Origin of the sequence: Oceanobacillus sp. FSL K6-0251 (genome assembly GCF_038004725.1) — a bacterium.
Lineage (GTDB): Bacteria > Bacillota > Bacilli > Bacillales > Amphibacillaceae > Oceanobacillus > Oceanobacillus oncorhynchi.
In genome coordinates, this window is the sequence record NZ_JBBORS010000001.1 from 2,947,101 (window position 1) to 2,969,286 (window position 22,186).

18 protein-coding genes are annotated in these 22,186 nt (G+C 40.6%); all 18 read right to left on the reverse strand.

All coding sequences use genetic code 11. The features are described from left to right. Positions 1 to 262: 262 nt before the first annotated feature. The gene (mutS, locus tag MKY45_RS14795) at positions 263 to 2,860 is read right to left on the reverse strand and encodes a DNA mismatch repair protein MutS (protein ID WP_341173065.1); all 2,598 of its coding nucleotides are present in this window, start codon (positions 2,858 to 2,860) and stop codon (positions 263 to 265) included. A 208-nt stretch (positions 2,861 to 3,068) separates the two neighbouring features. Further along, a complete protein-coding gene (locus MKY45_RS14800) occupies positions 3,069 to 3,641 on the reverse strand; it encodes an outer spore coat protein CotE (protein WP_042534905.1) in 573 nt (190 codons plus the stop codon). Positions 3,642 to 3,897: 256 nt separating this feature from the next. After that, entirely contained in the window at positions 3,898 to 4,326 is a 429-nt protein-coding gene (locus MKY45_RS14805; RefSeq protein ID WP_042534907.1) for a RicAFT regulatory complex protein RicA family protein, read from the reverse strand. Between the two features lies 1 nt (position 4,327). Continuing rightward, positions 4,328 to 5,887: a tRNA (N6-isopentenyl adenosine(37)-C2)-methylthiotransferase MiaB gene (miaB, locus tag MKY45_RS14810; RefSeq protein WP_042534909.1), complete on the reverse strand. Its 1,560-nt coding sequence runs from the start codon at positions 5,885 to 5,887 to the stop codon at positions 4,328 to 4,330. Positions 5,888 to 6,142: 255 nt separating this feature from the next. Then, on the reverse strand, positions 6,143 to 6,403 hold the full coding sequence (locus tag MKY45_RS14815; RefSeq protein ID WP_042534912.1) for a stage V sporulation protein S: 261 nt from the start codon (positions 6,401 to 6,403) through the stop codon (positions 6,143 to 6,145). A 91-nt stretch (positions 6,404 to 6,494) separates the two neighbouring features. Next, a complete protein-coding gene (locus MKY45_RS14820) occupies positions 6,495 to 7,292 on the reverse strand; it encodes a TIGR00282 family metallophosphoesterase (protein WP_042534914.1) in 798 nt (265 codons plus the stop codon). 184 nt (positions 7,293 to 7,476) lie between these two features. Next, positions 7,477 to 9,039: a ribonuclease Y gene (gene rny / locus MKY45_RS14825; RefSeq protein WP_042534917.1), complete on the reverse strand. Its 1,563-nt coding sequence runs from the start codon at positions 9,037 to 9,039 to the stop codon at positions 7,477 to 7,479. Between the two features lie 269 nt (positions 9,040 to 9,308). After that, a complete protein-coding gene (recA, locus tag MKY45_RS14830) occupies positions 9,309 to 10,352 on the reverse strand; it encodes a recombinase RecA (RefSeq protein ID WP_042534919.1) in 1,044 nt (347 codons plus the stop codon). A 198-nt stretch (positions 10,353 to 10,550) separates the two neighbouring features. Continuing rightward, positions 10,551 to 11,798 (reverse strand): competence/damage-inducible protein A, encoded by a 1,248-nt coding sequence (locus MKY45_RS14835; RefSeq protein ID WP_042534921.1) that lies wholly within the window; start codon positions 11,796 to 11,798, stop codon positions 10,551 to 10,553. Continuing rightward, the gene (gene pgsA, locus MKY45_RS14840; protein ID WP_042534923.1) at positions 11,795 to 12,373 is read right to left on the reverse strand and encodes a CDP-diacylglycerol--glycerol-3-phosphate 3-phosphatidyltransferase; all 579 of its coding nucleotides are present in this window, start codon (positions 12,371 to 12,373) and stop codon (positions 11,795 to 11,797) included. Before pgsA ends, MKY45_RS14835 begins: the two co-directional genes overlap by 4 nt. A gap of 195 nt (positions 12,374 to 12,568) precedes the next feature. After that, positions 12,569 to 13,471: a helix-turn-helix domain-containing protein gene (locus MKY45_RS14845; RefSeq protein ID WP_042534925.1), complete on the reverse strand. Its 903-nt coding sequence runs from the start codon at positions 13,469 to 13,471 to the stop codon at positions 12,569 to 12,571. A gap of 301 nt (positions 13,472 to 13,772) precedes the next feature. After that, complete coding sequence (locus MKY45_RS14850; protein ID WP_193064664.1) at positions 13,773 to 14,558, reverse strand: DUF3388 domain-containing protein; 786 nt, start codon at positions 14,556 to 14,558, stop codon at positions 13,773 to 13,775. A gap of 478 nt (positions 14,559 to 15,036) precedes the next feature. Beyond that, positions 15,037 to 15,288 (reverse strand): DUF3243 domain-containing protein, encoded by a 252-nt coding sequence (locus MKY45_RS14855; protein WP_042534929.1) that lies wholly within the window; start codon positions 15,286 to 15,288, stop codon positions 15,037 to 15,039. 210 nt (positions 15,289 to 15,498) lie between these two features. Further along, positions 15,499 to 16,215, reverse strand: coding sequence for an elongation factor P 5-aminopentanone reductase (ymfI, locus tag MKY45_RS14860; protein WP_042534931.1), 717 nt, complete (start codon positions 16,213 to 16,215; stop codon positions 15,499 to 15,501). Then, entirely contained in the window at positions 16,212 to 17,507 is a 1,296-nt protein-coding gene (gene yfmH, locus MKY45_RS14865) for an EF-P 5-aminopentanol modification-associated protein YfmH (RefSeq protein ID WP_042534933.1), read from the reverse strand. Before yfmH ends, ymfI begins: the two co-directional genes overlap by 4 nt. Beyond that, positions 17,500 to 18,789 (reverse strand): EF-P 5-aminopentanol modification-associated protein YfmF, encoded by a 1,290-nt coding sequence (gene yfmF / locus MKY45_RS14870; protein WP_332093763.1) that lies wholly within the window; start codon positions 18,787 to 18,789, stop codon positions 17,500 to 17,502. The genes yfmH and yfmF overlap by 8 nt, the downstream gene beginning before the upstream one ends. Positions 18,790 to 18,888: 99 nt before the next feature. After that, positions 18,889 to 19,614, reverse strand: a complete 726-nt coding sequence (locus tag MKY45_RS14875; protein WP_042534938.1) for a GntR family transcriptional regulator — start codon at positions 19,612 to 19,614, stop codon at positions 18,889 to 18,891. 177 nt (positions 19,615 to 19,791) lie between these two features. Then, the gene (locus MKY45_RS14880; protein WP_341173066.1) at positions 19,792 to 22,134 is read right to left on the reverse strand and encodes an FtsK/SpoIIIE family DNA translocase; all 2,343 of its coding nucleotides are present in this window, start codon (positions 22,132 to 22,134) and stop codon (positions 19,792 to 19,794) included. Positions 22,135 to 22,186 lie beyond the last annotated feature (52 nt).

The window sequence follows — 22,186 nt, forward strand, 5'->3', positions numbered from 1 at the left end:
GCGGGCAACGGCTCAGTCTCCTCGGAAGAAAACCGCTTCCTGCGGGGCCTTCACCTGTTGCTTTTCCCGCAGGAGTCGACAACATCCGCTCCCATCTAAGAAGAAATATGTTTCATTAGCTTTCTTACAAAAAATAAAGCTAATTCTAGCAACGGTTTTGATGGGGCGAGTAATCGCAGTCCCAGTCCCATTGGGAAAATCACGTCAACGATGAGATTCGCAGCTTATCATTTAGTGACTTTTGAACTTCCTCTACTACGTGTTACTTTAATTTCTTCTGCAGGCGATATAATTCATTCATAGCTTCTAACGGGTTCATCTCTAATATATTTAAGCTTTTGAGCTCCTCTAAAGCTGCATTGTCTTTATTAGTTAACTTCGCGGGTTTATTTTCTTTGCTGTTCTCCTCTGCAAAGAAGGATAATTGGGCTGACTGGGCCTCTTCTGGTTCAAGAGAAGGAGCTTCTTCTTTCTGCGCTTCTTTGGAATCATTATTTTCAAAGCTTTCCAGAATAACAGAAGCACGATTGATTAATTCGTCCGGCAAATCGGCCAATTTAGCAACATGAATTCCATAGCTCTGGTCTGCTGCTCCTTCTTTGATTTGATGAAGAAAAACAACATTTCCTTCATGCTCTTCCGCACGGACATGAATATTTTTTAAATGCTCTAAGGAATCCTCCAGTGCTGTCAGCTCATGATAATGCGTGGAAAAAAGGGTTTTGGCGTGAATATGGTTATGGATATACTCTACAATCGCCTGAGCCAAGGCCATGCCATCGTACGTACTTGTTCCTCGTCCTATTTCATCTAATAAAATCAGACTGTTGGCGGTAGCATTTTGAATCGCATGCCTGGCTTCCAGCATCTCTACCATAAAGGTACTCTGTCCAGAAACTAGATCATCCGCTGCACCGATCCGTGTAAAAATTTGATCAAAAACAGGCAAGATTCCTGATTCAGCTGGTATAAAGCAGCCAGTCTGTCCCATGATAGCGATTAATGCTACTTGACGCATATAGGTACTTTTACCAGACATATTCGGGCCGGTAATAAGCAGCATCTGGTTGTCAGCATCCAGCTGTACATCATTTGGTACAAAGGTTCCGGTCTTCATCACCTGCTCGACAACGGGGTGCCGTCCTCCCTCTACAGAGAAGACACCTTCCTGGAAAGCCGGACGTTTATAGTTATTTTCTTCACTGATTGTCGCAAAGCCCTGCAATACATCTATTTCACTGATAATTTGCGCGAGCTGCTGAATTAATGGAATATCCTGCTTTATCTGCTCTCTGATTTTAATAAATAAATCATACTCCAGCTCTACGCTTTTTTCATCTGCTTCTAAGATAAGTGTTTCTTTTTCTTTCAGCTCCGGTGTGATAAAGCGTTCTGCATTGGTAAGCGTCTGCTTCCGTTCATAGCGGTCATCTTGTAATAAAGGCAGGTTAGGTCTCGTCACTTCAATATAATAGCCAAACACACGGTTATATCCTATTTTCAGCGACTTGATTCCAGTTACTTCCCGCTCTTTTTTCTCCAGGGATGCAATCCATTGTTTTCCGTTTTTAGACGCATCGCGGTATTTATCTAATTCTTCATGATAGCCTTCTTTTATCAAAGCCCCTTCTTTAATAGAAAGCGGCGGTTCTTCGACTAAGCTGTTTTCCAGCAATTCAACAATATGATCAGGGTAAATCAAAGCGTCTGCCAGCTCGCTCACTTCAGAGACATGAAGCGCATTGAGCGCCTCCTTTATCGCCGGTATATTCTGGAGGGACTGTTTTAACTGGATTAAGTCTCTTGCGTTGACGTTCCCAAATGCAATTCTTCCGGATAAGCGTTCTAAGTCATAAACCGACTTTAAGCTTTCCCGCAGGTTTTCCCGTTCCATAAAAGCATTCAGAAAGGTCTCGACGACTTCTAACCGCTGATTTATTTTAACTTGATTTAACAGCGGCCGCTCCAGCCATTTTTTCAGCATTCTTGCGCCCATCGCGGTTACCGTTTTGTCCAAAACCCATAATAAGCTGCCGTGCTTTGATTTTTTCATAATCGACTCTGTCAGCTCTAAATTGCGTTTGGAATACATATCCAGGCTCATATATTGCTTGAGCTCAATCACTTCTGCCGGCTGCAGATGATCTAAGGAACGCTTCTGTGTGTTCTGGATATAATTCAATAATCTGCTGAAGGCCTCCATCAGACGTTCATCATTTAAATTCTCGCTCAGCTCACGAAATTCCGCATTAAAATTCACTTCATCCTGATAGGATAATGTAACCTGCAGCCGCTCCTTGAGCTGCGCTTGCAATTCTTCAGGCAAAGAAGAGGAAATCACGATTTCCTTTACCGGCTGATGATAAAATTCATGAATCACACTGTCCCAGCCATCCTGCATTAAAGCCAGGCGGCTCTCTCCAGTTGATAAATCATTATACGCAATGACAAAGGAACCATCTCCAAAATGAGACAGGCTGCCGATATAATTGTTTTCACCTTCCACAAGCATATTACTTTCCATCACCGTACCCGGGGTGATCATTTGGACAACCTCCCGTTTGACCACGCCCTTCGCTGTCTTCGGATCCTCAACTTGCTCACAGATGGCTACCTTGTACCCTTTATCGATTAATACCTTGATATAATTTTCTGCAGAATGATAAGGAACACCGCACATCGGAATCGGATCATTGCCCCCGGCTCGCTTCGTTAAGGTAATTTCTAATTCCTGCGCAGCCTTTGTGGCATCCTCATAAAATAACTCATAAAAATCTCCGAGCCGATAAAATAAAAAAGCATCCTTATATTGCGACTTAATGTCTATGTATTGCTGCATCATTGGTGTTAATTTTGTCATGAAATAGTTCCTCCAGCTTGCTAAATTATCTATTTTTTCACGTATCTTTAAATGGAATCGAACTCCATTATAGCATAATCTCCCCGATTCTTGTCCTATCCTGTTCTTAGAAAAACGAAACATTCACTAAAAAAGAAAGGAATGCTTCGTTTTTATCATTTCCTTAGGGTGTAAAAGAAAACGAGAGTATGGCTACCCTCGTTTCATGTTAATCTTTGTGTTTGTGATGGATAAAGTCCGGTCTGATATCCTCTGCCTCATCATCAGTCATTTCATAGTCCCACATAAAATCATCTTCTTCGTCATCGCTCTTCCAGTTAGGTTTTACTTTTACACAGATTTTGGTTTCGCCAATAATTTGAACGACAAATTCACGTTCAATATCGACGGTAATACTGCCGCCCTTATCTGAAATCATGCACTCTAAACAATTAGGCTGCTGAAGTACCTTTGCGATAATATCGTATTCATCATTGATACAATTATCGTCCTTAACAGATAACGGAACTACATCTGTGTATTCCACCCTTTCTGTGATAACCTCTGTTTTCGTATTATCATTGTAAGAATACCATACATTAATATCATAACTGCCACTGATAATGACAGTATCCTCAGACTTCTTCTTCGCGTGATATAAATGATTGATCACCCAGCACCCAAGAATACTTGTCGGACGATGGCTTGGAGTTATTGTATGGGTATCTTTTGTGAATTTTCTGCCTTTACCACATACTGCTTTCGTAATGATTTCTCTATATTCTTTATCAAGAAAAGTCATGATATATTTTACCTCCTCTTTTTTCATAGTCATTTTATGCACGGCAAATACCTAAAGTGCATAACTATTGCCAAGAAAAAAGAAAAGCAGGCGCGAAGGAGAGCTTGAAAGGTTTTTATTTTGAAAAAATGGGCTATCATCGGATGCCCCAAAATTGCTTATTGGACGATTTGAAACATGCTGCGAGGTAACAAAAAGCCGGACAGCTCACTGCCCGGCTTCGTCTGTTTATTTATTTTATTAAACAATCCTCAGTTTAGTGCGCACAGCTGGAACTATTCTGTGTTTGGGAGCCGGTTTCGCCTTTAAGCACATCGCCGCCTGTTGATTCAATAATATCATTTGTAACCGTACGGGAGATTGTTTTGGAAACCAGCTGTAAAACATCATTGACCACGATTTGTGTCTCTTTAAATTCCTGAACTACCGGAATTTCATCAATTTCATTTTGCAATCTGTCAATTTCCTGCTCGATACGCTGTAAAGCTTCCTTCTTATCATATGCTTGAAAATTAACTGCCTGTTTTTGCAGCGTCTTAATTTTCTTAATCAAGCTTTGGACTTTTTTATTTTCATTTAATTTAGCTTCTACTTGCTTAAAACGCTCGATTTCTTCTGTGTTCGATAGCATTGCCGCTAACTTTCTGGCTTCATCAAGTACTTCTTTACGTTCATACATCGCCATCTTATTCCACCTCAACTCTATTTTCTACCATAATACCATTCAATGACCAGGTTTTCGTTTCTGTAATTTCTACTTCTACAATTTGGCCAATCGCGGATTTTGGTCCTTTAAAGTTTACTAATTTATTTCTTTCTGTATAGCCGGCAAGAACATCTGGATCTTTCTTGCTTTCCCCTTCGACAAGCACCTTGACAACTTCACCCTGATAAGATTTCATGGAAGCTGCTGATTGTTTATTAACAAGTTCATTTAAACGATATAAGCGCTGTTTTTTTACTTCTTCAGGTACATCATCCTTTTTCCTTGCAGCCGGTGTCCCTTCACGAGGTGAATAAATAAATGTATAAGCTGCTTCAAAGCCTACTTCTTCCACTAATGTCATTGTTTCTTCAAACTGCTCTTCTGTTTCGTTCGGGAAGCCTACAATGATGTCTGTAGTCAATGTGGCATGTGGCATGGCTTCACGGATTTTTCTAACTAACTCTAAATAATCTTCCCGTGTATATTTCCGATTCATTTTCTTCAGTATTTCACTGCTTCCGGATTGAACCGGCAAATGAATATGATCCAGAAGATTCCCGCCCTGAGCCAGCACTTCAATCAGACGGTCATCAAAGTCACGCGGATGGGAAGTTGTAAAGCGGACACGCGGAATATCAATCTTATGAATATCATCCATTAAATCGCCCAAACCGTATTCGATATCTTCAAAGTCCTTTCCATATGCATTCACATTTTGTCCAAGAAGAGTGACTTCCTTATAGCCCTGTGCGACGAGGTGGCGGACTTCCTGAATAATATCCTTTGGACGGCGGCTGCGCTCTTTCCCGCGGGTCATAGGGACAATACAGTACGTACAGAACTTGTCACAGCCATACATGATATTTACCCATGCTTTGGTCTTTCCTTTACGTACTTTCGGCAGATTCTCAATTATATCGCCTTCTTTAGACCACACTTCAACAATCATTTCTTTTCCGAATAACGCTTCTTTAACAAGGTGCGGCAGACGGTGGATATTATGGGTCCCAAATATTAGATCGATATGCTGGTGTTTTTTCAAAATCCGGTTAACTACGGATTCTTCTTGTGACATACAGCCGCAGACACCGATAATAAGATCCGGGTTTTCTAATTTTAATGGTTTTAAATGGCCAATTTCACCGAATACTTTATTTTCCGCATTTTCACGAATGGCACACGTGTTAAGCAATATAATATCGGCCTCTTCTGTTACATTGGTGGATTCATAGCCCATTTCAGACAAAATACCGGCCATCACCTCTGTATCATGCTCATTCATTTGGCAGCCATAGGTGCGGATCAGAAATTTTTTGCCCTCGCCAATTCGCTGCATATCCTCCGGGATGGAGAAATCATAATGAAATTGAATATCCTCCTTGCGACGCTTTCTTGCTTTCTTTATATCTGGAGATTGCGGCTCATACTCCATTTGAAAATATTTAGCAATGAACTCTTCGCTGGATGTATTTTTAATTCGTTCTATATTAGCTTCTTCGTTACGAATCTGGGCCTGTTGTTTTCGCTGTTCTTCGTTCATCAGGTTGATCCCCTTTCTTTCATCGATTCATATGTATTGATGCACTAACTTACAGTATAAAGCCTACATAATAATTGTACAATACTCAACGCCTGAAACATATAAAAAATCTCTTTTTTCACGTAGGAAAAAAGAGATTTTTCTGCTTCATAAAGGAATAAGTCCTAAATCACCCGTTAATTTGAGAAGGGCATGCCCCTATCCAATCCGGGCTGCCTGTTTTTCTTTTGGAACGACAACCCTTTGAAATATTCATTACCTCGGCTCAATAATTAACTTAATCGCTGTCCGTTCCTCATTATCAATTAGTATATCTGTAAATGCCGGTATACAGATTAAATCGACTCCGCTTGGTGCTACAAAACCGCGAGCTATAGCAACTGCTTTGACGGATTGGTTCAGCGCTCCCGCACCGATTGCCTGAATTTCAGCCGTACCTCGTTCCCTAAGTACATTTGCCAAAGCCCCTGCCACTGAGTTTGGATTTGATTTTGCTGAAACTTTTAAAACTTCCATCACTAGTACCTCCTCATGTGCTATTTATACTTTTATTGCTACTATTTCTTCTGGAGATGTATACCTTGTTCGACTGCATCACGGGCAAATACTATGCAAAGAAAGGATGATCATCATTAATAAGGATCCGTTCAATCTTTGCTGCTTTCCCCGTCGAATCGTCCGTACTAATGAATACTCCATTTAGTTGTGTTCTTCCCTTTTTTTCAATTTCAAAACGTACTGGAAGGGAAGTTTGGAATCTTTTAATAACAGATTCTTTCTCCACACCTAATATCGCATCATACGGTCCTGTCATCCCCACATCAGATATATATGCAGTACCTCTGGGCAATATTCTTTCGTCTGCAGTTTGCGTATGCGTATGCGTCCCGACAACGGCCGTTACTCTTCCGTCCAGATACCAGCCGATTGCTTGTTTCTCACTTGTTGCTTCACCATGAAAGTCTACAAAAATCGTATTGGTTCTTTTCTTCGCTTCCTCTACTAATTGATCTGCTTTATCAAAGGGATCATCAATTGGCGGAAGGAAGGTTCTTCCCTGTAAATTAATCACAGCAACTTCTTTTCCGTTAATGTTTGTATAGGCAATTCCTTTCCCCGGATTATTCTCTGGAAAATTCGCTGGACGAATCAGCGCAGGAGCCTGATCGATAAACTCAAAAATTTCTTTTTTATCCCACGTATGATTTCCCATTGTAATTACTTGTGCTCCAGCTTGTAAAAATTGCTTGTAAATCTTTTCCGTAATACCCTTTCCTGCAGCAGCATTTTCTCCATTAATAATAGTTACACTTGGCTTATATTTTTCTTTTAATTTAGGCAAATACTCTGCGACCATATCTCTTCCTGGAGAACCTACCACATCACCAATAAATAAAATTTTCATTTTTTCTACCTCTCTTCTTTCCATATAAACGATATCATTATGTTATCTCAGCCGCTATGAAAGACAACAGGCCAAGCATTCACTGTACTCGTTTGTATCTTTCCCTGATTTGTTTTGTGACATAACGCTTTTTTTGCTATTCTAAGTCAATAAAAAAACAAAGGCGACATCTGCCGCCCTTGCTTTATTTTGCGTATTCAACTGCTCTTGTTTCCCGAATAACCGTAATCTTAATATGTCCAGGGTAGTCGAGCTCCCCTTCAATACGTTTTCTGATATCACGTGCAATTCTCGCTGATTCCATGTCATCAATATCATCAGGACGAACCATGATACGAATTTCACGACCGGCTTGGATGGCAAATGACTTCTCTACGCCTTCAAACGACTCAGATATCTCTTCTAATTTTTCTAAACGCTTGATATAATTCTCAAGGGTTTCGCTTCGAGCTCCCGGTCTGGCGGCAGAAAGTGCATCTGCAGCTGCAACTAATACAGCTATAACAGAGGTTGCCTCCTCATCTCCATGGTGGGAAGCAATTGAATTAATAACCACTTCTGGTTCTTTGTATTTCATTGCTAATTCTTTACCAATTTCAACATGACTGCCTTCTACTTCATGATCAATCGCTTTTCCGATATCATGCAGCAGACCAGCTCTTTTAGCAAGATTTATATCTTCTCCTAATTCCGCTGCCAGCAGTCCTGACAAGTAAGCAACTTCCATTGAGTGCTTCAAGACATTTTGACCGTAGCTTGTACGATATTTTAAACGACCTAGAATCTTCACAAGATCCGGATGTAATCCGTGGATACCAACTTCAAATGTTGTCTCCTCGCCCACTTCACGTATATATTCGTCAACATCACGTCTCGATTTTTCAACCATTTCCTCAATACGCGCAGGGTGGATTCTGCCATCTTGTACAAGTCTTTCTAACGCCATTCGTGCGATTTCACGCCGTATTGGGTCAAAACCGGATAGAATAACCGCTTCAGGTGTATCATCAATAATTAAATCAATTCCTGTCAATGTTTCTAAGGTACGGATATTTCGGCCTTCCCGTCCAATAATACGGCCTTTCATCTCATCATTCGGCAAATTCACAACAGAAACCGTAGTTTCAGCAACGTGGTCAGCTGCGCATCTTTGCAGTGCAAGCGATAAGATATTTTTTGCTTTCTTATCAGCTTCCTCATTCGCACGATTTTCAGCTTCTTTAATCATGACTGCTGATTCATGCTGTACTTCTTTTTCGATGCGCTCTAAAATAACTTGTCTCGCCTGCTCGGTTGTATATCCTGAAATGCGCTCAAGCTCAGCTTGCTGCTCGTCTTTCATAGCTTCCACTTTGCTTTTCATTTCTTCCATTTGTTGTTGTTGTTCCACAAGAGTTTGTTCTTTCTGTTCGAGCAGAACCTCACGTTTGTCTAATGTTTCACCTTTTCTGTCCAGATTTTCTTCTTTTTGCATCAGACGATTTTCTTGCTTCTGAGCTTCCATACGACGCTCACGAATCTCATCTTCGGCTTGGCTCCGAAGCTGATGATTCTCATCTTTTGCTTCTAGAAGCGCCTCTTTCTTAGCAGTATCTGCATTTCTGCGTGCTTCTTCCATAATTTGTTTCGCTAAGGTTTCCGCACTAGAAATTTTAGCTTCTGCAATAGATTTACGTACCAGATAACCAACAACAAATACGACGACTAGAGCAAGCAAAATGGAGATGATAATAATCACAGTGTTCATAACTTCACCTCCTATTGCCTATAAAATTGTAAATTGCGTATTTGTCGGCATATCACATTTTCAAATGCATAAAATAAAGGTAATTTCATAATACAAATTATAAAATTATACACTATTAATATTAATTCTCACAAGCTTGAATGTCAAGGAACTCCCGATATAAATTATAATATATTGGAAATCTTGATAAATCATCTGCGTACATACTGAATATGTATTTTAGAAGATACTAAAAAACCATAGCACTGACTATGGTTTTTTAGTTTATATTAAAGGTCCAGACTTTCTTGCTCTTCTTTTGATTTTTCTTCACTTTGTTCCGGCTCTTTGTCCAGTTCATAGTGATCACGGATGGTCTTGCTGATTTCTTCAAATACTTCTTCATTTTCTTTCAGGTATTGTTTTGCATTTTCTCTGCCCTGACCTAACCGTTCTCCATTATAAGAATACCAGGCACCGCTTTTTTGTACTATATCAAGGTCTGAACCAATATCCAGAACTTCCCCTTCTTTTGAAATGCCCTTGCCATACATAATATCTACTTCTGCCTGCTTAAATGGAGGCGCTACTTTGTTTTTTACAACCTTAATACGGGCTTTATTCCCTACAGCGTCATTGCCGATTTTAAGGGTTTCAGCACGGCGCACTTCCAGTCTCACAGAGGAATAGAATTTTAACGCACGGCCGCCGGGAGTTGTTTCCGGATTCCCGAACATCACGCCTACTTTTTCACGAATCTGATTGATGAAGATAGCTGTTGTTTTCGATTTATTGATTGCTCCTGAAAGCTTACGGAGTGCCTGTGACATTAACCGGGCCTGCAAGCCGACATGAGAATCTCCCATTTCCCCTTCAATCTCTGCCTTCGGTACAAGTGCTGCTACAGAATCGACGACAACAATATCTACTGCGCCGCTTCGTACAAGTGCTTCAGCAATTTCTAAAGCCTGTTCCCCTGTATCTGGCTGTGATAATAAAAGCTCATCAATATTCACACCAAGCGCTCTTGCATAAACAGGATCAAGTGCATGCTCTGCATCAATAAAAGCAGCCTGCCCGCCCTGTTTTTGCGCCTCTGCAATAGCATGGAGCGCTACTGTTGTTTTACCGGAAGATTCCGGACCATATATTTCTACTACTCTTCCTTTTGGATATCCACCAATTCCAAGAGATACATCCAAAGCCAGCGATCCGCTTGGAATCGTAGCAATCTTCGGTATTTCATTCTCTCCCATTTTCATAATGGAACCTTTACCAAATTGCTTCTCTATTTGTCTTAAAGCCATATCTAAAGCTTGTTGTTTATCACTCACCGAAAATTCCTCCTTTATCTATCTGTATCCATCATACAATGATTTCATCAATTTAACAAGCAAAAAGACGAATAAATGTTCTTATATTTTCAAGACAGAATTTGCCTTAAAATTTAAAATCACTTGTAAAAACGTATTAAAAAAGGAAATCTCTAAGTCAGGTAAGGGTTAATTATTAAAACTTCCTTTTTTAAACTTTTATTTCAAATATTGATATAATAATTCAAACCCTTTTAAAGCAGCTCTTTCACGAATATTATTACGGTTGCCTGATAAAAGAATAGAACTTGATTCCACTATTTTCCCCTCATCGTAAATGGCAATATAAACTTGTCCGACCGGCTTTTCTTCCTGCGTTTCCGGACCAGCGACTCCGGTGAAGGAAATAGCGGTAGGTGTATTTAATTTCGTGGCAGCCTGCTCTGCCATTGCTTCGGCACATTCCTTGCTTACGACCCCATATTCCGAAATCCATTCCGGCGTCAAGCCCAATAAAGCTTCTTTTGCTGCTGTCTGATACGTTACCAGACTGCCGGCAAAGACATTCGATGCTCCAGCCGCCGATACAAGATTGCTAGAGAATAATCCGCCTGTTAAACTTTCTGCGGCAGCTAATGTTTTTCCTTTTTCTGCCAACAGCTCCATTACTTTATTCTCAATCGTCTGCTCATCCTCACCAAAGCAGTATGCTCCAATACGCGCTAAAATTTCTTGTTTTTTATCTGCAACCAGTTTTTGTGCCTCAGCCTTCGATGCAGCACTCGCAGTAACCCGGATAACCACTCCTTGGTCTTGTGCCAGCGGAGCAATCGTCGGATTTGTCTGTTCATGAATCATATCTGTTAATTCATGCTCCAGATTGGATTCGCCGATGCCGATAAATTTCAACACAGTAGATTGAATAACCTGCTGTTTACCCGTTAAGTTTTCCAGAAATGGAAATAGCTCTTCTGAAGAAATTTGCTTCATTTCCCGAGGAACGCCCGGCAGAAAGAACCAATGCGTATCCTGATAGTCGATATACATTCCCGGAGCCATCCCTGCATTATTTTTTAATACAGTGGCACCTTTGAAAACACGGGCCTGCTTCCGATTATTCGGTGTCATCGTGCGGTTTCGCTCTTTATAATAGCTTTCTATCTTTTCCATTGTTGTTTTATCTTCTATAATTTCAAGGCCTGTTAATTGTTCAAAGCCTTCCCGTGTCAGGTCATCTTCCGTCGGTCCCAGCCCGCCAGTAACAATTACAATATCTGAACGTGACTGCGCCAGACGAAATGCCTGTTCAACACGATCTAAATTATCTCCCACCACAGTATGGTTATAAACATTTATTCCATACGTAGCCAGCTGCTCCGACAGCCACTGTGCATTTGTATTCGCTATTTGTCCAAGCAATAACTCTGTCCCTACTGCAACGATTTCTGCTTGATAATTTTTTGTCATTTCGAATCCCTCATTATACTCCAGTTTTTAACAAAGTAGTCCACCCCTGAAATGATGGTGAATACTAAGGATAGATATAACATAATTGTACCAAATGGAAAATTCATATAAGAAAATGGAAAGTTATGCAATAACAAAGCAGCAATTGCAATCATTTGTGTTGCTGTTTTTAATTTGCCCATGCTGCCGGCAGCCATTACGGTTCCCTCGCCTGCTGCAACGAGTCTTAATCCCGTAACAGCAAACTCTCTGCTGATAATAATAATAACTACCCAAGCCGGAGCCAGTTCAATTTCTATTAACAAAATGAGAGCCGCCGAAACAAGAAGTTTATCCGCTAAAGGATCCATAAACTTCCCTAAATTAGTAACTAAGTTATACTTCCTTGCATAGTAGCCATCCACCCAATCTGTGCAGGCTGCAATGATAAAAATCAAGGCCGCCGCAAAGTGGGCAACAGGCAATTCTGCATTTCCAATATCCCAGCTTCCCCATGGAAACGGAACACTCATCAATATAATAAAAAGAGGTATCATTAAAATACGAGAAAAAGTTAACTTATTTGGTAAATTCATTTTACACCCTCCATCAAAAACTTGCTGCGCAGCTTTCCTATACTTTGTTGTTTAACATGTTAGCTGCGTTGACATCCTTCTTAAAGACCAATACCAGAATTATTAGCCCTATCGAAGGATGCATTTATTTTATAATTTCCCAATGGGCAAGAAGTAAACCCTCCTATATAAAAGGAGGGTTTACTTTTACTCCAATCATTCATTGTTCATCTGTAAATTGATGCGCTGATGGATAGCAGAAGTCGGATACTCGATATCTGTTCCATCGATAGAAATCGTCACTGCTGATGAATTACCTATGTTCAACGAAATCGATTCTTCATCAGCTAAATCAATTTCTACAGGAGATGCTTCTGCATCAAAATTCCCGCTAAATAAAGATTCATCATCTGTTCCGGTTATTTCCAGCCAGCTGTTCTGTTCATCATCTGCAGATTCCAAAATTAATGTAGCTTCTTCACCAGCACCAGTGACTTCAAGTTCAGAAGTTGGAGAATTACCTGTTCCTTCTTCAACGACCTCTACGGAGACTTCTTCATTTTCTTCTGTCTCCTCCTCTTCTGCCGATTCATCTTCCGTTCCACCTTCACTGTCATCTGCATTATCATCCGCAGCGCCATTACCGTCTCCCTCACCGGAATCATCAATAATCATGCCGCCATCGTTGCTGTTTTCTTCCTCAACTGGTTCCCCGTCACTCGGAGAAGAGCTCTGACGGATGAAAAAGATAGCTACCGCGATAATAGCGATAATCAATAAAACCACAGTTACCGTTGGAATAATAGACGAGGAACGTGATTCTTTATCTGATCTGCTTTCTTTTCTCGTTCGCTGTATCCTGCTGTATTGTACATTCTCTTCTTCTGTAGCAGGAAGCTCCTCTTTATGATCGGTCATGATTTCATCCGGATTAATTCCTACTGCTGTCGCATATTCTTTAATAAATGCACGTGTGTAGAACTTTCCCGGAAGAATATCAAAGTTGCCTTCTTCAATGGCAACCAAGTATCTTTTTTGAATTTTTGTTTTTTCCTGCAGGCTGTCCAAAGAAATATCCTTCGCCAGCCGTGCCTCTTTCAGCTTTTCACCAACATCCATTTAAAACACCTTCCACCTTTTTAATTAAACTAAGAGAGTATAACTTATTCCGTAAATTTAATCTCAAGCTAGAGATATAACTGTCTAGCTCCGAGCGCCAAACTTTAGAGATTTCACGTCACGCCCTACGACAAAGAAGACTTAGTGATTGGCAAGCCGGCAGGCGCAGACAGAGCGATAGTCGCACTTATGCCCCGCGGGTGAAAGTCATCATCGGTTCGTCACCTCACCGTGATTCCTTTATCTCAGTTGTGCCGCTCCAATCTCTACGTTTTTAAACGGGCGCTCTACGCTTTTCTTTTTAAAACATCGAGAATCCGTCTTGTCGCAAATCCTCATTTTCTACTGTCTCATAAGTGATTTCTTGATCTTCATGTGTTCTCAGCTCAATAATGTAATCAAAATCTTGCATGCTGTATTCTGTAGATTGAACGAATATATCTGGATGCTCAATTACTTTAACCGTCGGCAGCTGCATAATCTCTCTGATAAGCTGCCAATGCTCTTCTTCGTTCATTTTTCTTTTAGAGACAATGCCGTCAATAATGTAGATATTGTCCGAATCGTATTCTCCTTCAATTAAATTTTTGCGTACTGTTTGTTTAATCATGGTGCTGGATACAAACAACCACCTTTTGTTTGCACTGACGCTTGCTGCAACGACGGACTCCGTTTTTCCTACTCTGGGCATCCCTCTTATCCCAATAAGCTTATGCCCTTCCACTTTAAATAATTCAGCCATAAAATCAACTAAAAGTCCAAGCTCATTTCGCACAAAACGGATTGTTTTACGGTCTTCATTATCGTGATGAATAAATTTTCCGTGCCGGACGGTAATTTTATCCCGCAGTTTAGGCTTACGAAGCTTATGTACTTTTATTGCATCCATTGTTTCTAAAATATATTTAAGTCTTGTTATATTTTCATCATATTTAGATAGGATAAGCATGGCTCTCCGGGAATTTTCAACCCCATTGATCATAATAATATTTATCGAAAGCATTCCAAGCAGAGAGGAGATTTCACCTAATAATCCCGGACGATTTTTTAAATTTTCATATTCTAGATACCACTGTGTTCTATCCATTGTAAGCTCCTTTTAGAAGTAGTTTTTTCTGGTCAGGCAACTTATTATGTCATACTATGTACTATCATATCGAAAAATAGATGAATCTTCTATTATAATATACCATTTTTTCTATATTTCCTAAACTACTAATCCCTTTTTCTCCATTCATTTTTTGCACTTTGAGAAAATATAATGAATTCAAGGAAAAAAGTATAAGCATCATCGTTTTATAACTATCTGTATCAAAATTAATAAAATTCACTAACCTGACAACATTGGTAATCGTAGTCCCATCCCTGACGTAGACAATCCTACGCCTTTACAGGTTTGGCTTACTCCGTTTTCTTTAACGTTTTTTCAAAATAAAAAAATGAATGATGTTTTTTTACTGCATCGAAATACTTTTTGGCACAAATGAAATCCATTTCTCAAAGGATACACAAAAAGAAGCTATATAGATAATCCTATACAGCTCCTCTTCTTATTATTCATCATTTTAATCATGCTTTTGGACAAGTTTAATCATCGCGCTGGCAAGAGCTTGCTGCTCTTCTTCAGAAGCTGTGCTCCACAGCTCCTTCAATACCTCTTCTTCCGGTGTTTTTGCATCTACACTTTCTGCGAGGTAATCACCGACTTCAGCTGCTAAATTTGTTAACGTATCATGGTTGATACCATTTTCCTCAGCTTGCTGCAAACGTCCTTTTAAAAAGCCTTTCCATGAATCAAAGTTATCTAATACTGACATTTGGCCATGCCTCCTCAAACGTATTCTTGTGCAAATGAAGGATTCCTCCATCTGCCTGCTGGTTACTCTGCTGCCAAAGATAAAGCCTTTCAGCCTAAAGCATTACTATAACCCCGCCTGATACGGGCTTTTAAACAGCATGCTCTGTAACTCGCCTTAAGCATCTTTAGTATTTGAGGAAATGAGGAATTTATACATGTCCATTTGTTCTTATAATCCGCCATTAATGCGGATAATTTCTCCCTGGATATAACTGGATTCCTCACTGAGTAAATAACTGATTGCATTAGCAACCTCTTCCGGTCGTCCGGCACGATTAGCAGGGATCTCGTCAATAAAAGCATGTGTCTCTTCCGCAGATAGGTTATGGTTCATTTTCGTATCAATAAAACCGGGACTTACTGCGTTTACACGAACATTTGATAACGCCACTTCTTTCGCCAAAGCTTTTACAAATATATTTTGAGCGCCTTTTACGCTGGAGTAAACCACTTCGTTGCTTGCCCCATGGTCTCCCCACATACTTGTCACAAATAAAATAGCGCCCCGTTTCTGGCGAATCATATCCGGTAAAAAATGGTGGGTAATCAGCCACGGTGATTTCACATGAACCTGTAGTAAATCATCCATTTCTTTCGGCTTCATATCCTGAAACAGCCCATAATGAGCATGACCGCCGGCGAAAACAATCCCATCCACCGCAAAGGATATTTCTTCGATAAACGCATTCACCTCTGCTTCATTTGCTAAATTTGCCTGATAAGCAGCTAAAACAGCATGTTGTTTATCGACTTCCATCAATGCTTCTACTGAGGCCTGATTGGAATGATAATGCAGGATAAGGTGATATCCATCACTCATCAGTTTTTTGGCAGCAGCAGAACCGATATCTCCGCTTGCTCCGATTAAGAGGATATTCCCCTTCATTTTTCCACCGTCTGCTTTTGAATCGTACAGGTTGCCAGACGGTCTTCTTCAATCCATGTATTTAAAAAGTCATTGATATCCTGGACAGTCAGTTTTTGGATGAATGGCACGATATCAAGTAAATTCACGTCTTTAAACGATAATGTAGCAAATTGATTAGCAATAAACTCCAACGAATTCATCGCACGGAGCAGCTGCCCCATTTTTTTCTTTTTCATACGTTCAAAGGCAGCTTCACTAATTTCCATCTCTCTGGTTGATAATAGCATTTCTTGGACCCGTGCAGAGAATACGTCAGGCTGGTTCGTATTGGATCCAATGGAAACATAACCAAAGGAGGTTTGCAGATTACTTTCAAAAAAGAAGCTGTTATCAATGATATCTTCCTCATATAGTTTTTGATAAAATTCCCCGCCGGTTGAAAAGAAATAATCGAGCACCATATCTGTTAATAAATCACGTTTTAAATAATCCTCTCCCTGCAGCTGCTGGTTAGGCTCTTTGATACCGACAGCGCATTTCGGGATAGACACCGGCATATTAATTTGTAAATTCTTTTCTTTCACGTAATCAGGCTCTTCCGGAAATTCCCGCTGAATCTCCTCTAACTTGTCAAATGATTTTTTCTCCTGGTTCTCTAAAATCAATTGCATCATCTGCTCTGGATCAAAATTCCCCGTGACAAATAAAATCATATTTTCCGGATGATAAAATGTATGATAACAGGTATACAAATCATCCTTTGTAATCGTGTAAATAGAATCTACCGTCCCGGCAATATCAATATTGACAGGATGGTTATGGAATAATGCTTTATTCGTTCCCATAAACAGGCGCCAATCAGGCTGGTCATCGTACATATTGATTTCCTGGGCGATAATCCCCTTTTCCTTTTCTACCGATTGCTCTGAGAAATACGGATCCTGTACAAAATCAATCAATGTTAAAACATTTTTCTCAATATTGCTCGTTGCAGAAAATAAATAAGCTGTCTCGGTAAAAGAGGTAAATGCATTTGGAGAAGCCGCCTGCTTGGTAAAGTCTGTAAAAACGTCGCGATCTTCTTTTTCAAACAATTTATGCTCTAAGAAATGAGCGATTCCATCCGGTACAGTGATTGCTTCCGTCTGACCTATAGGAACAAAGCTTTGGTCGATCGAGCCGTAATTTGTCATAAAAACACCATATGTCTTTGTCAGCTCCGGCTTTGGCAACAGACAAACCTGCAGTCCGTTATCCAGTTTTTTTTCATATAGGGTTTCGTCAACTGTTTCAAAATACCGCTTATTCATGACCCGCCCCTCCTTCGCTTGTTAATAAGTAAACCATAGCTTCCTGCACTTGATTCGCTACTTCAATAACCTGCTCTTTGGTTACCTGCCGGATGCCCTCAAAAAGCTCATCCACCGGCATTTCTTTATGTCCCACCTCTTGCTGATACATAAATTCAACCATGCCCTGCGCATGGTCTAAGGTTTCTTTTAATTGATTAATAATAAGCAATTTCGTTTCTTCTAATTCTTCTTCTGTAAAATCACCATTCTGCATTGCTTCCTTCTGTTCACGGATAATCGCAAGTGCTTTCTCATAGTCCTCCGGCGCTATCCCGCTCATCACAAATAATAACCCTTTATGACTCTCTACGCGAGAGACAGCATAATAAGCCAGGCTGTTTTTCTCTCTTACATTGATAAATAATTTAGAGCTTGGAAAACCGCCAAACATACCGTTAAAAACCTGCAACGCCGGATATTTTTCATCCCGGTAAAGAATATTCGTCCGATAACCGATATTTAATTTTGCCTGCTGAATCTGATCTTCTTCAATCAGCTCTTTCTCATCAGTTGACCGCTTTGAAGCTTCCTGGTTAAAAGGCGTGCTTTCCTTTTTCTTGAGCGTTCGTTTAAATTGACCGGTTAAGAGCTGCAGCATTTGATCCGCTTCAAAGTCACCGCTCACATAAATATCCATCACTTCTTCGTCGCGGATAGTTTCATAATACGTAAACAGTTCTTGATTAGAAAGGGAAGAAAGATCCTTTTCATAACCTTGCGCATGAATACTATACGGCTCTCCGTCACACATTTCATCTACTAAGCGAATGTTCGCATAACTTGCCTTATCGTCTTTGATGGAATGTATATTTTGACGAAGAATCCCTTTTTCCCTGTCAAATACCTGCGGAGAGAATCCCTGTCCTTCCTGATTCGGTTTATAAACAATTTCATGCAACAATTGAATCGCCCGTTCAATCAGAGAACTGCTGTCTGGAAGGAATTTTTCATTCGGCACTTCCAAATAGAACGTTATAATATGGTTTTCTCCTTTTTTAGCACCGCCAATAGATAATACTGCGCCGTACAATTCAGCTAGCTCTTCCTGCAATTCTTTACGCGTTGGAAAAGAGGCCGTACCTTGTTTCAAGATATAGGGAAGCAGTGCCCGTTTCGTGATAGTTTTCCTTTCCAATGGGGCACGGAACTTAACTGCAAAAGTAATTGTTTTATGCTTTTTATTGGGAAGCATATGAAAGTTTATATCATTTTCCACCTGTTTGATTTCCTTCACGCTCATAGTTATCCTCCATTCTTTACGATCTATTTCTATTTTACGCTTTTCTCTCCTTTATAAACCATTATATCGAAAGAAAGCCTGAAATATTTGCTTTATATATCATACCCTTCTCCGGACAACCTGAAAACGAAACATATCTGCCCGAAAATAATTCATCGAATATAAAACAGCTTCATCTTCATTTGTATAATGCATCTGTTTTAATAAAAGAAGTGATTCATCCGGTGTACACTGCAAAATACTATAGATGCGTTCATGATATGTAATTGGCTCAATATCCGCTACTGCATAAGCGATTTGCTTATTGGAAGCTTCTTCAATCGTACTGAATATAGATGCCTTCTCCCATAGTTTTTCTAAAGACAGATAGGACGACGGTGCCGTATCTATACAAAAGACAACCGGAGCGTCATCAGCAGTGCGGATTCTTTCAATGGTCGTTACAAATTCTAGATCAGGTAAATTGAAATCACGCTGCTCTTGTTCAGCAGCATCTAATACCTCTGTACTGATATATTGTGTTCCCGGCTTCTTTCCCGATTGTTTGATCATTTGTGTCACACTGTTAAGCTCCTCAATGCCTGCTTGAAACAGCGGCTTTGAATTTACAAACGTGCCGACGCCATGTCTGCGCGTAACAATATTATCCTCTTCCAGCATTCTTAACGCCTCTCTCAACGTTGCCCGGGAAATCCCTAAATGTTTGGAAAGCTCATACTCTGACGGCAATTTTTCTTCCTCTTTATACGTTCCAGCTTCAATACCTGCTTTTATTTTATCCATTACCTGCAAATATAAATGTCTGGCATCTTCACGTAAAGTCATTTCTTCACCTCTTTCAGTAAAAATGATGTGTTCGTCTTTTACACTGAGCGGCGGATGTACATTCCGCACACTGTTGGCAGTCTAACTTTATCCTACCACTTCTTCTGTAAATTTTGAACTTTAATAATTCCGTATTTTAAAAACGCGGCTTATCCTTAGCAGATAAACCGCGTTTCTCTATGATGTCGTGGAATGCTCTTCTTCCTGATTCGATACCAGAACCGAACGAGGCTTGCTTCCTTCATATGGCCCGACAATGCCACGTGCTTCCATGGCGTCAATCAGCCGGGCTGCCCTGGTATATCCAATCCGGAAACGGCGCTGAAGCATGGAGACACTTGCACTTTGCATTTCAAGTATCATCTGGACAGCATCTTCATAAAGCTCATCGTCCACTTCTTCTGTTACTTCATTCGTTTCTTCCGGTATCATTTCTTCCTGATAGCTTGCCTGCTGCTGTTCAATACAGTGGTCTACAATACGCTCGACCTCTTCGTCTGACAGAAATGCTCCCTGTACACGGGTAGGCTTGGAGCTTCCGGCAGGAACATAAAGCATATCGCCCCGGCCCAGTAACTTCTCAGCTCCGCCCGAATCAAGGATAGTACGTGAATCCGTTGTAGATGAAACACTAAAAGCAATTCTGGATGGAATATTGGCTTTGATTACACCCGTTATTACATCTACGGATGGACGCTGAGTTGCAATGATCAAATGGATTCCTGCAGCACGCGCCATCTGTGCAAGCCGGGTAATTGCATCTTCTACATCACTCGAAGCCACCATCATTAAATCGGCCAGCTCGTCCACAAGAACCACAATATACGGCAGGTAAGGCTGCTGTTCCTCCTCGCCTGCATTTGCATTTTGTTTGCGGATATATGCATTATAGCCTTCCATATTTCGTGTACCGCTATCGGAGAACAGATCGTACCTCCGCTCCATCTCCGCAACAATTTTTTTCAGCGCTCTGGATGCTTTTTTCGGATCTGTCACAACAGGTGTTAATAAATGCGGAATGCCGTTATACACATTCAACTCTACTTTTTTCGGGTCAATCATCATCATTTTCACTTCATGCGGTTTGGCACGCATTAAAATACTCGTAATGATGCCATTTACACAGACACTTTTCCCGCTTCCTGTCGCCCCGGCAATCAGCAGGTGGGGCATTTTATTCAATTCGCCGGCTATCGCTTCTCCAGAAATATCCCGGCCTAAAGCAAATGCCAATTTATTTGCTTTAGACGATTGTTTATCTAAAACCTCCCGGAGCGAAACCATCGATATTTCCTTGTTAGGCACTTCAATTCCGACTGCTGATTTGCCAGGTATTGGTGCTTCGATTCGAATATCCTTCGCAGCAAGAGCCAGCGCAATATCATCATGAAGACCGACGATTTTACTCACCTTCACACCAGACTCTGGATATACTTCATATTTCGTTACCGCCGGACCGACATGCACTTTGGCTATTTTCGCTTTGACGCCGAAGCTTTGAAACGTACGATCCAGCTTGCGGACGGTTGCCTGAATATGCGATTTCTCCTGCTGCTGTGAATTATGAGCCGGGCTAGCTAATAATTCCATAGAAGGCAATTGATAATCATGATTTTCTGTTGCTGTCATTGGCATGGTTTCATGCGTTTCTTCTTCTGTATCGATATTGGCTGTTTTTTCCTTGGAAGGGGTTGTTTTCCCTTTGTTCTTCTCAGGTTCCGGCTGGTCTTGATAGGCAACGTCGGTAAAATTATTAATCAGAAGCTCTTCAGCACTGTACTCTTGTTCTTCCGGAACCGCATTGCCAGCCTCTTCCTGATTTGGCACGACCGTGTCGGCAATCTCTTTCTGCTTCTGTTCTTCTTCTCTCCGCTCCGCCCGATTTGCTCTGGATCTTTGGATACGTTCCCCAAAATAAGCAAAAGTGGCTTTAAACCCTGCTGCTACCTTTTTAACAAAATCGCCGATAGATAGATTTGTCATAAAAATAATCCCGATCAATAAGCAGAAAAATACAACTATCCGGGACCCTGCAATTGAAAATAAAAAGAAGGAGACGGTAAATAACAGCGCGCCAATCATCCCCCCGCCAGTCTGCATCAAGGTGCCTGTCCCATCTAAATATTGAAAGTAAAGCTGCCAGGTCAGCCGAAGTATAGATACATCTGCTGTATTAGCGAGCAGCCTTTCCATGACTTGTACATGGGTCAGCAATAAAACACCGGCCAGCAAAATATAAAAACCTATCAGCCTTCTTGTTAAAAAATCTGGCGCCTTTCTTTTGAAGATAAGATAAAAACCAATCAAAAATAATGCAACAGGAATAAGGAAATGCCATATCCCCATAAAAAACTGAAAGATATTTCCTAGCCAATCAGGGATGGCACCGCCGCTTAACATAGCTGCCCCGCTTCCGAATATAGCAATAAAAATCAATAATAACCCGGTCAATTCCATTTGCAGGCCTTTCGTCTGTTTCGTTGTCCGTTTTTTTCTTTTCTTTCTCTTTTTGGCAGCCATTTTCTCACCCCCGTATGTAAAACAAATAAAGATTACTATAATGCTAGATTTA

Excerpts from the sequence above, each read along its gene's own strand:
- MKY45_RS14820 (WP_042534914.1), bottom strand. The coding sequence starts at position 7,292 with ATGAAAATTTTATTTATTGGTGATGTGGTAGGTTCTCCAGGAAGAGAT.
- pgsA (WP_042534923.1), bottom strand. The coding sequence starts at position 12,373 with ATGAATTTACCAAATAAGTTAACTTTTTCTCGTATTTTAATGATACCT.
- MKY45_RS14835 (WP_042534921.1), bottom strand. The coding sequence starts at position 11,798 with ATGACAAAAAATTATCAAGCAGAAATCGTTGCAGTAGGGACAGAGTTA.
- MKY45_RS14845 (WP_042534925.1), bottom strand. The coding sequence starts at position 13,471 with ATGGATGTTGGTGAAAAGCTGAAAGAGGCACGGCTGGCGAAGGATATT.
- mutS (WP_341173065.1), bottom strand. The coding sequence starts at position 2,860 with ATGACAAAATTAACACCAATGATGCAGCAATACATAGACATTAAGTCG.
- ymfI (WP_042534931.1), bottom strand. The coding sequence starts at position 16,215 with ATGAAGGGGAATATCCTCTTAATCGGAGCAAGCGGAGATATCGGTTCT.
- miaB (WP_042534909.1), bottom strand. The coding sequence starts at position 5,887 with ATGAACGAAGAACAGCGAAAACAACAGGCCCAGATTCGTAACGAAGAA.
- MKY45_RS14855 (WP_042534929.1), bottom strand. The coding sequence starts at position 15,288 with ATGTCAGTATTAGATAACTTTGATTCATGGAAAGGCTTTTTAAAAGGA.
- MKY45_RS14815 (WP_042534912.1), bottom strand. The coding sequence starts at position 6,403 with ATGGAAGTTTTAAAAGTTTCAGCAAAATCAAATCCAAACTCAGTGGCA.
- yfmH (WP_042534933.1), bottom strand. The coding sequence starts at position 17,507 with ATGAATAAGCGGTATTTTGAAACAGTTGACGAAACCCTATATGAAAAA.
- MKY45_RS14805 (WP_042534907.1), bottom strand. The coding sequence starts at position 4,326 with ATGGCGATGTATGAACGTAAAGAAGTACTTGATGAAGCCAGAAAGTTA.
- MKY45_RS14875 (WP_042534938.1), bottom strand. The coding sequence starts at position 19,614 with ATGACTTTACGTGAAGATGCCAGACATTTATATTTGCAGGTAATGGAT.
- yfmF (WP_332093763.1), bottom strand. The coding sequence starts at position 18,789 with ATGAGCGTGAAGGAAATCAAACAGGTGGAAAATGATATAAACTTTCAT.
- rny (WP_042534917.1), bottom strand. The coding sequence starts at position 9,039 with ATGAACACTGTGATTATTATCATCTCCATTTTGCTTGCTCTAGTCGTC.
- MKY45_RS14800 (WP_042534905.1), bottom strand. The coding sequence starts at position 3,641 with ATGACTTTTCTTGATAAAGAATATAGAGAAATCATTACGAAAGCAGTA.
- MKY45_RS14850 (WP_193064664.1), bottom strand. The coding sequence starts at position 14,558 with ATGGATAGAACACAGTGGTATCTAGAATATGAAAATTTAAAAAATCGT.
- MKY45_RS14880 (WP_341173066.1), bottom strand. The coding sequence starts at position 22,134 with ATGGCTGCCAAAAAGAGAAAGAAAAGAAAAAAACGGACAACGAAACAG.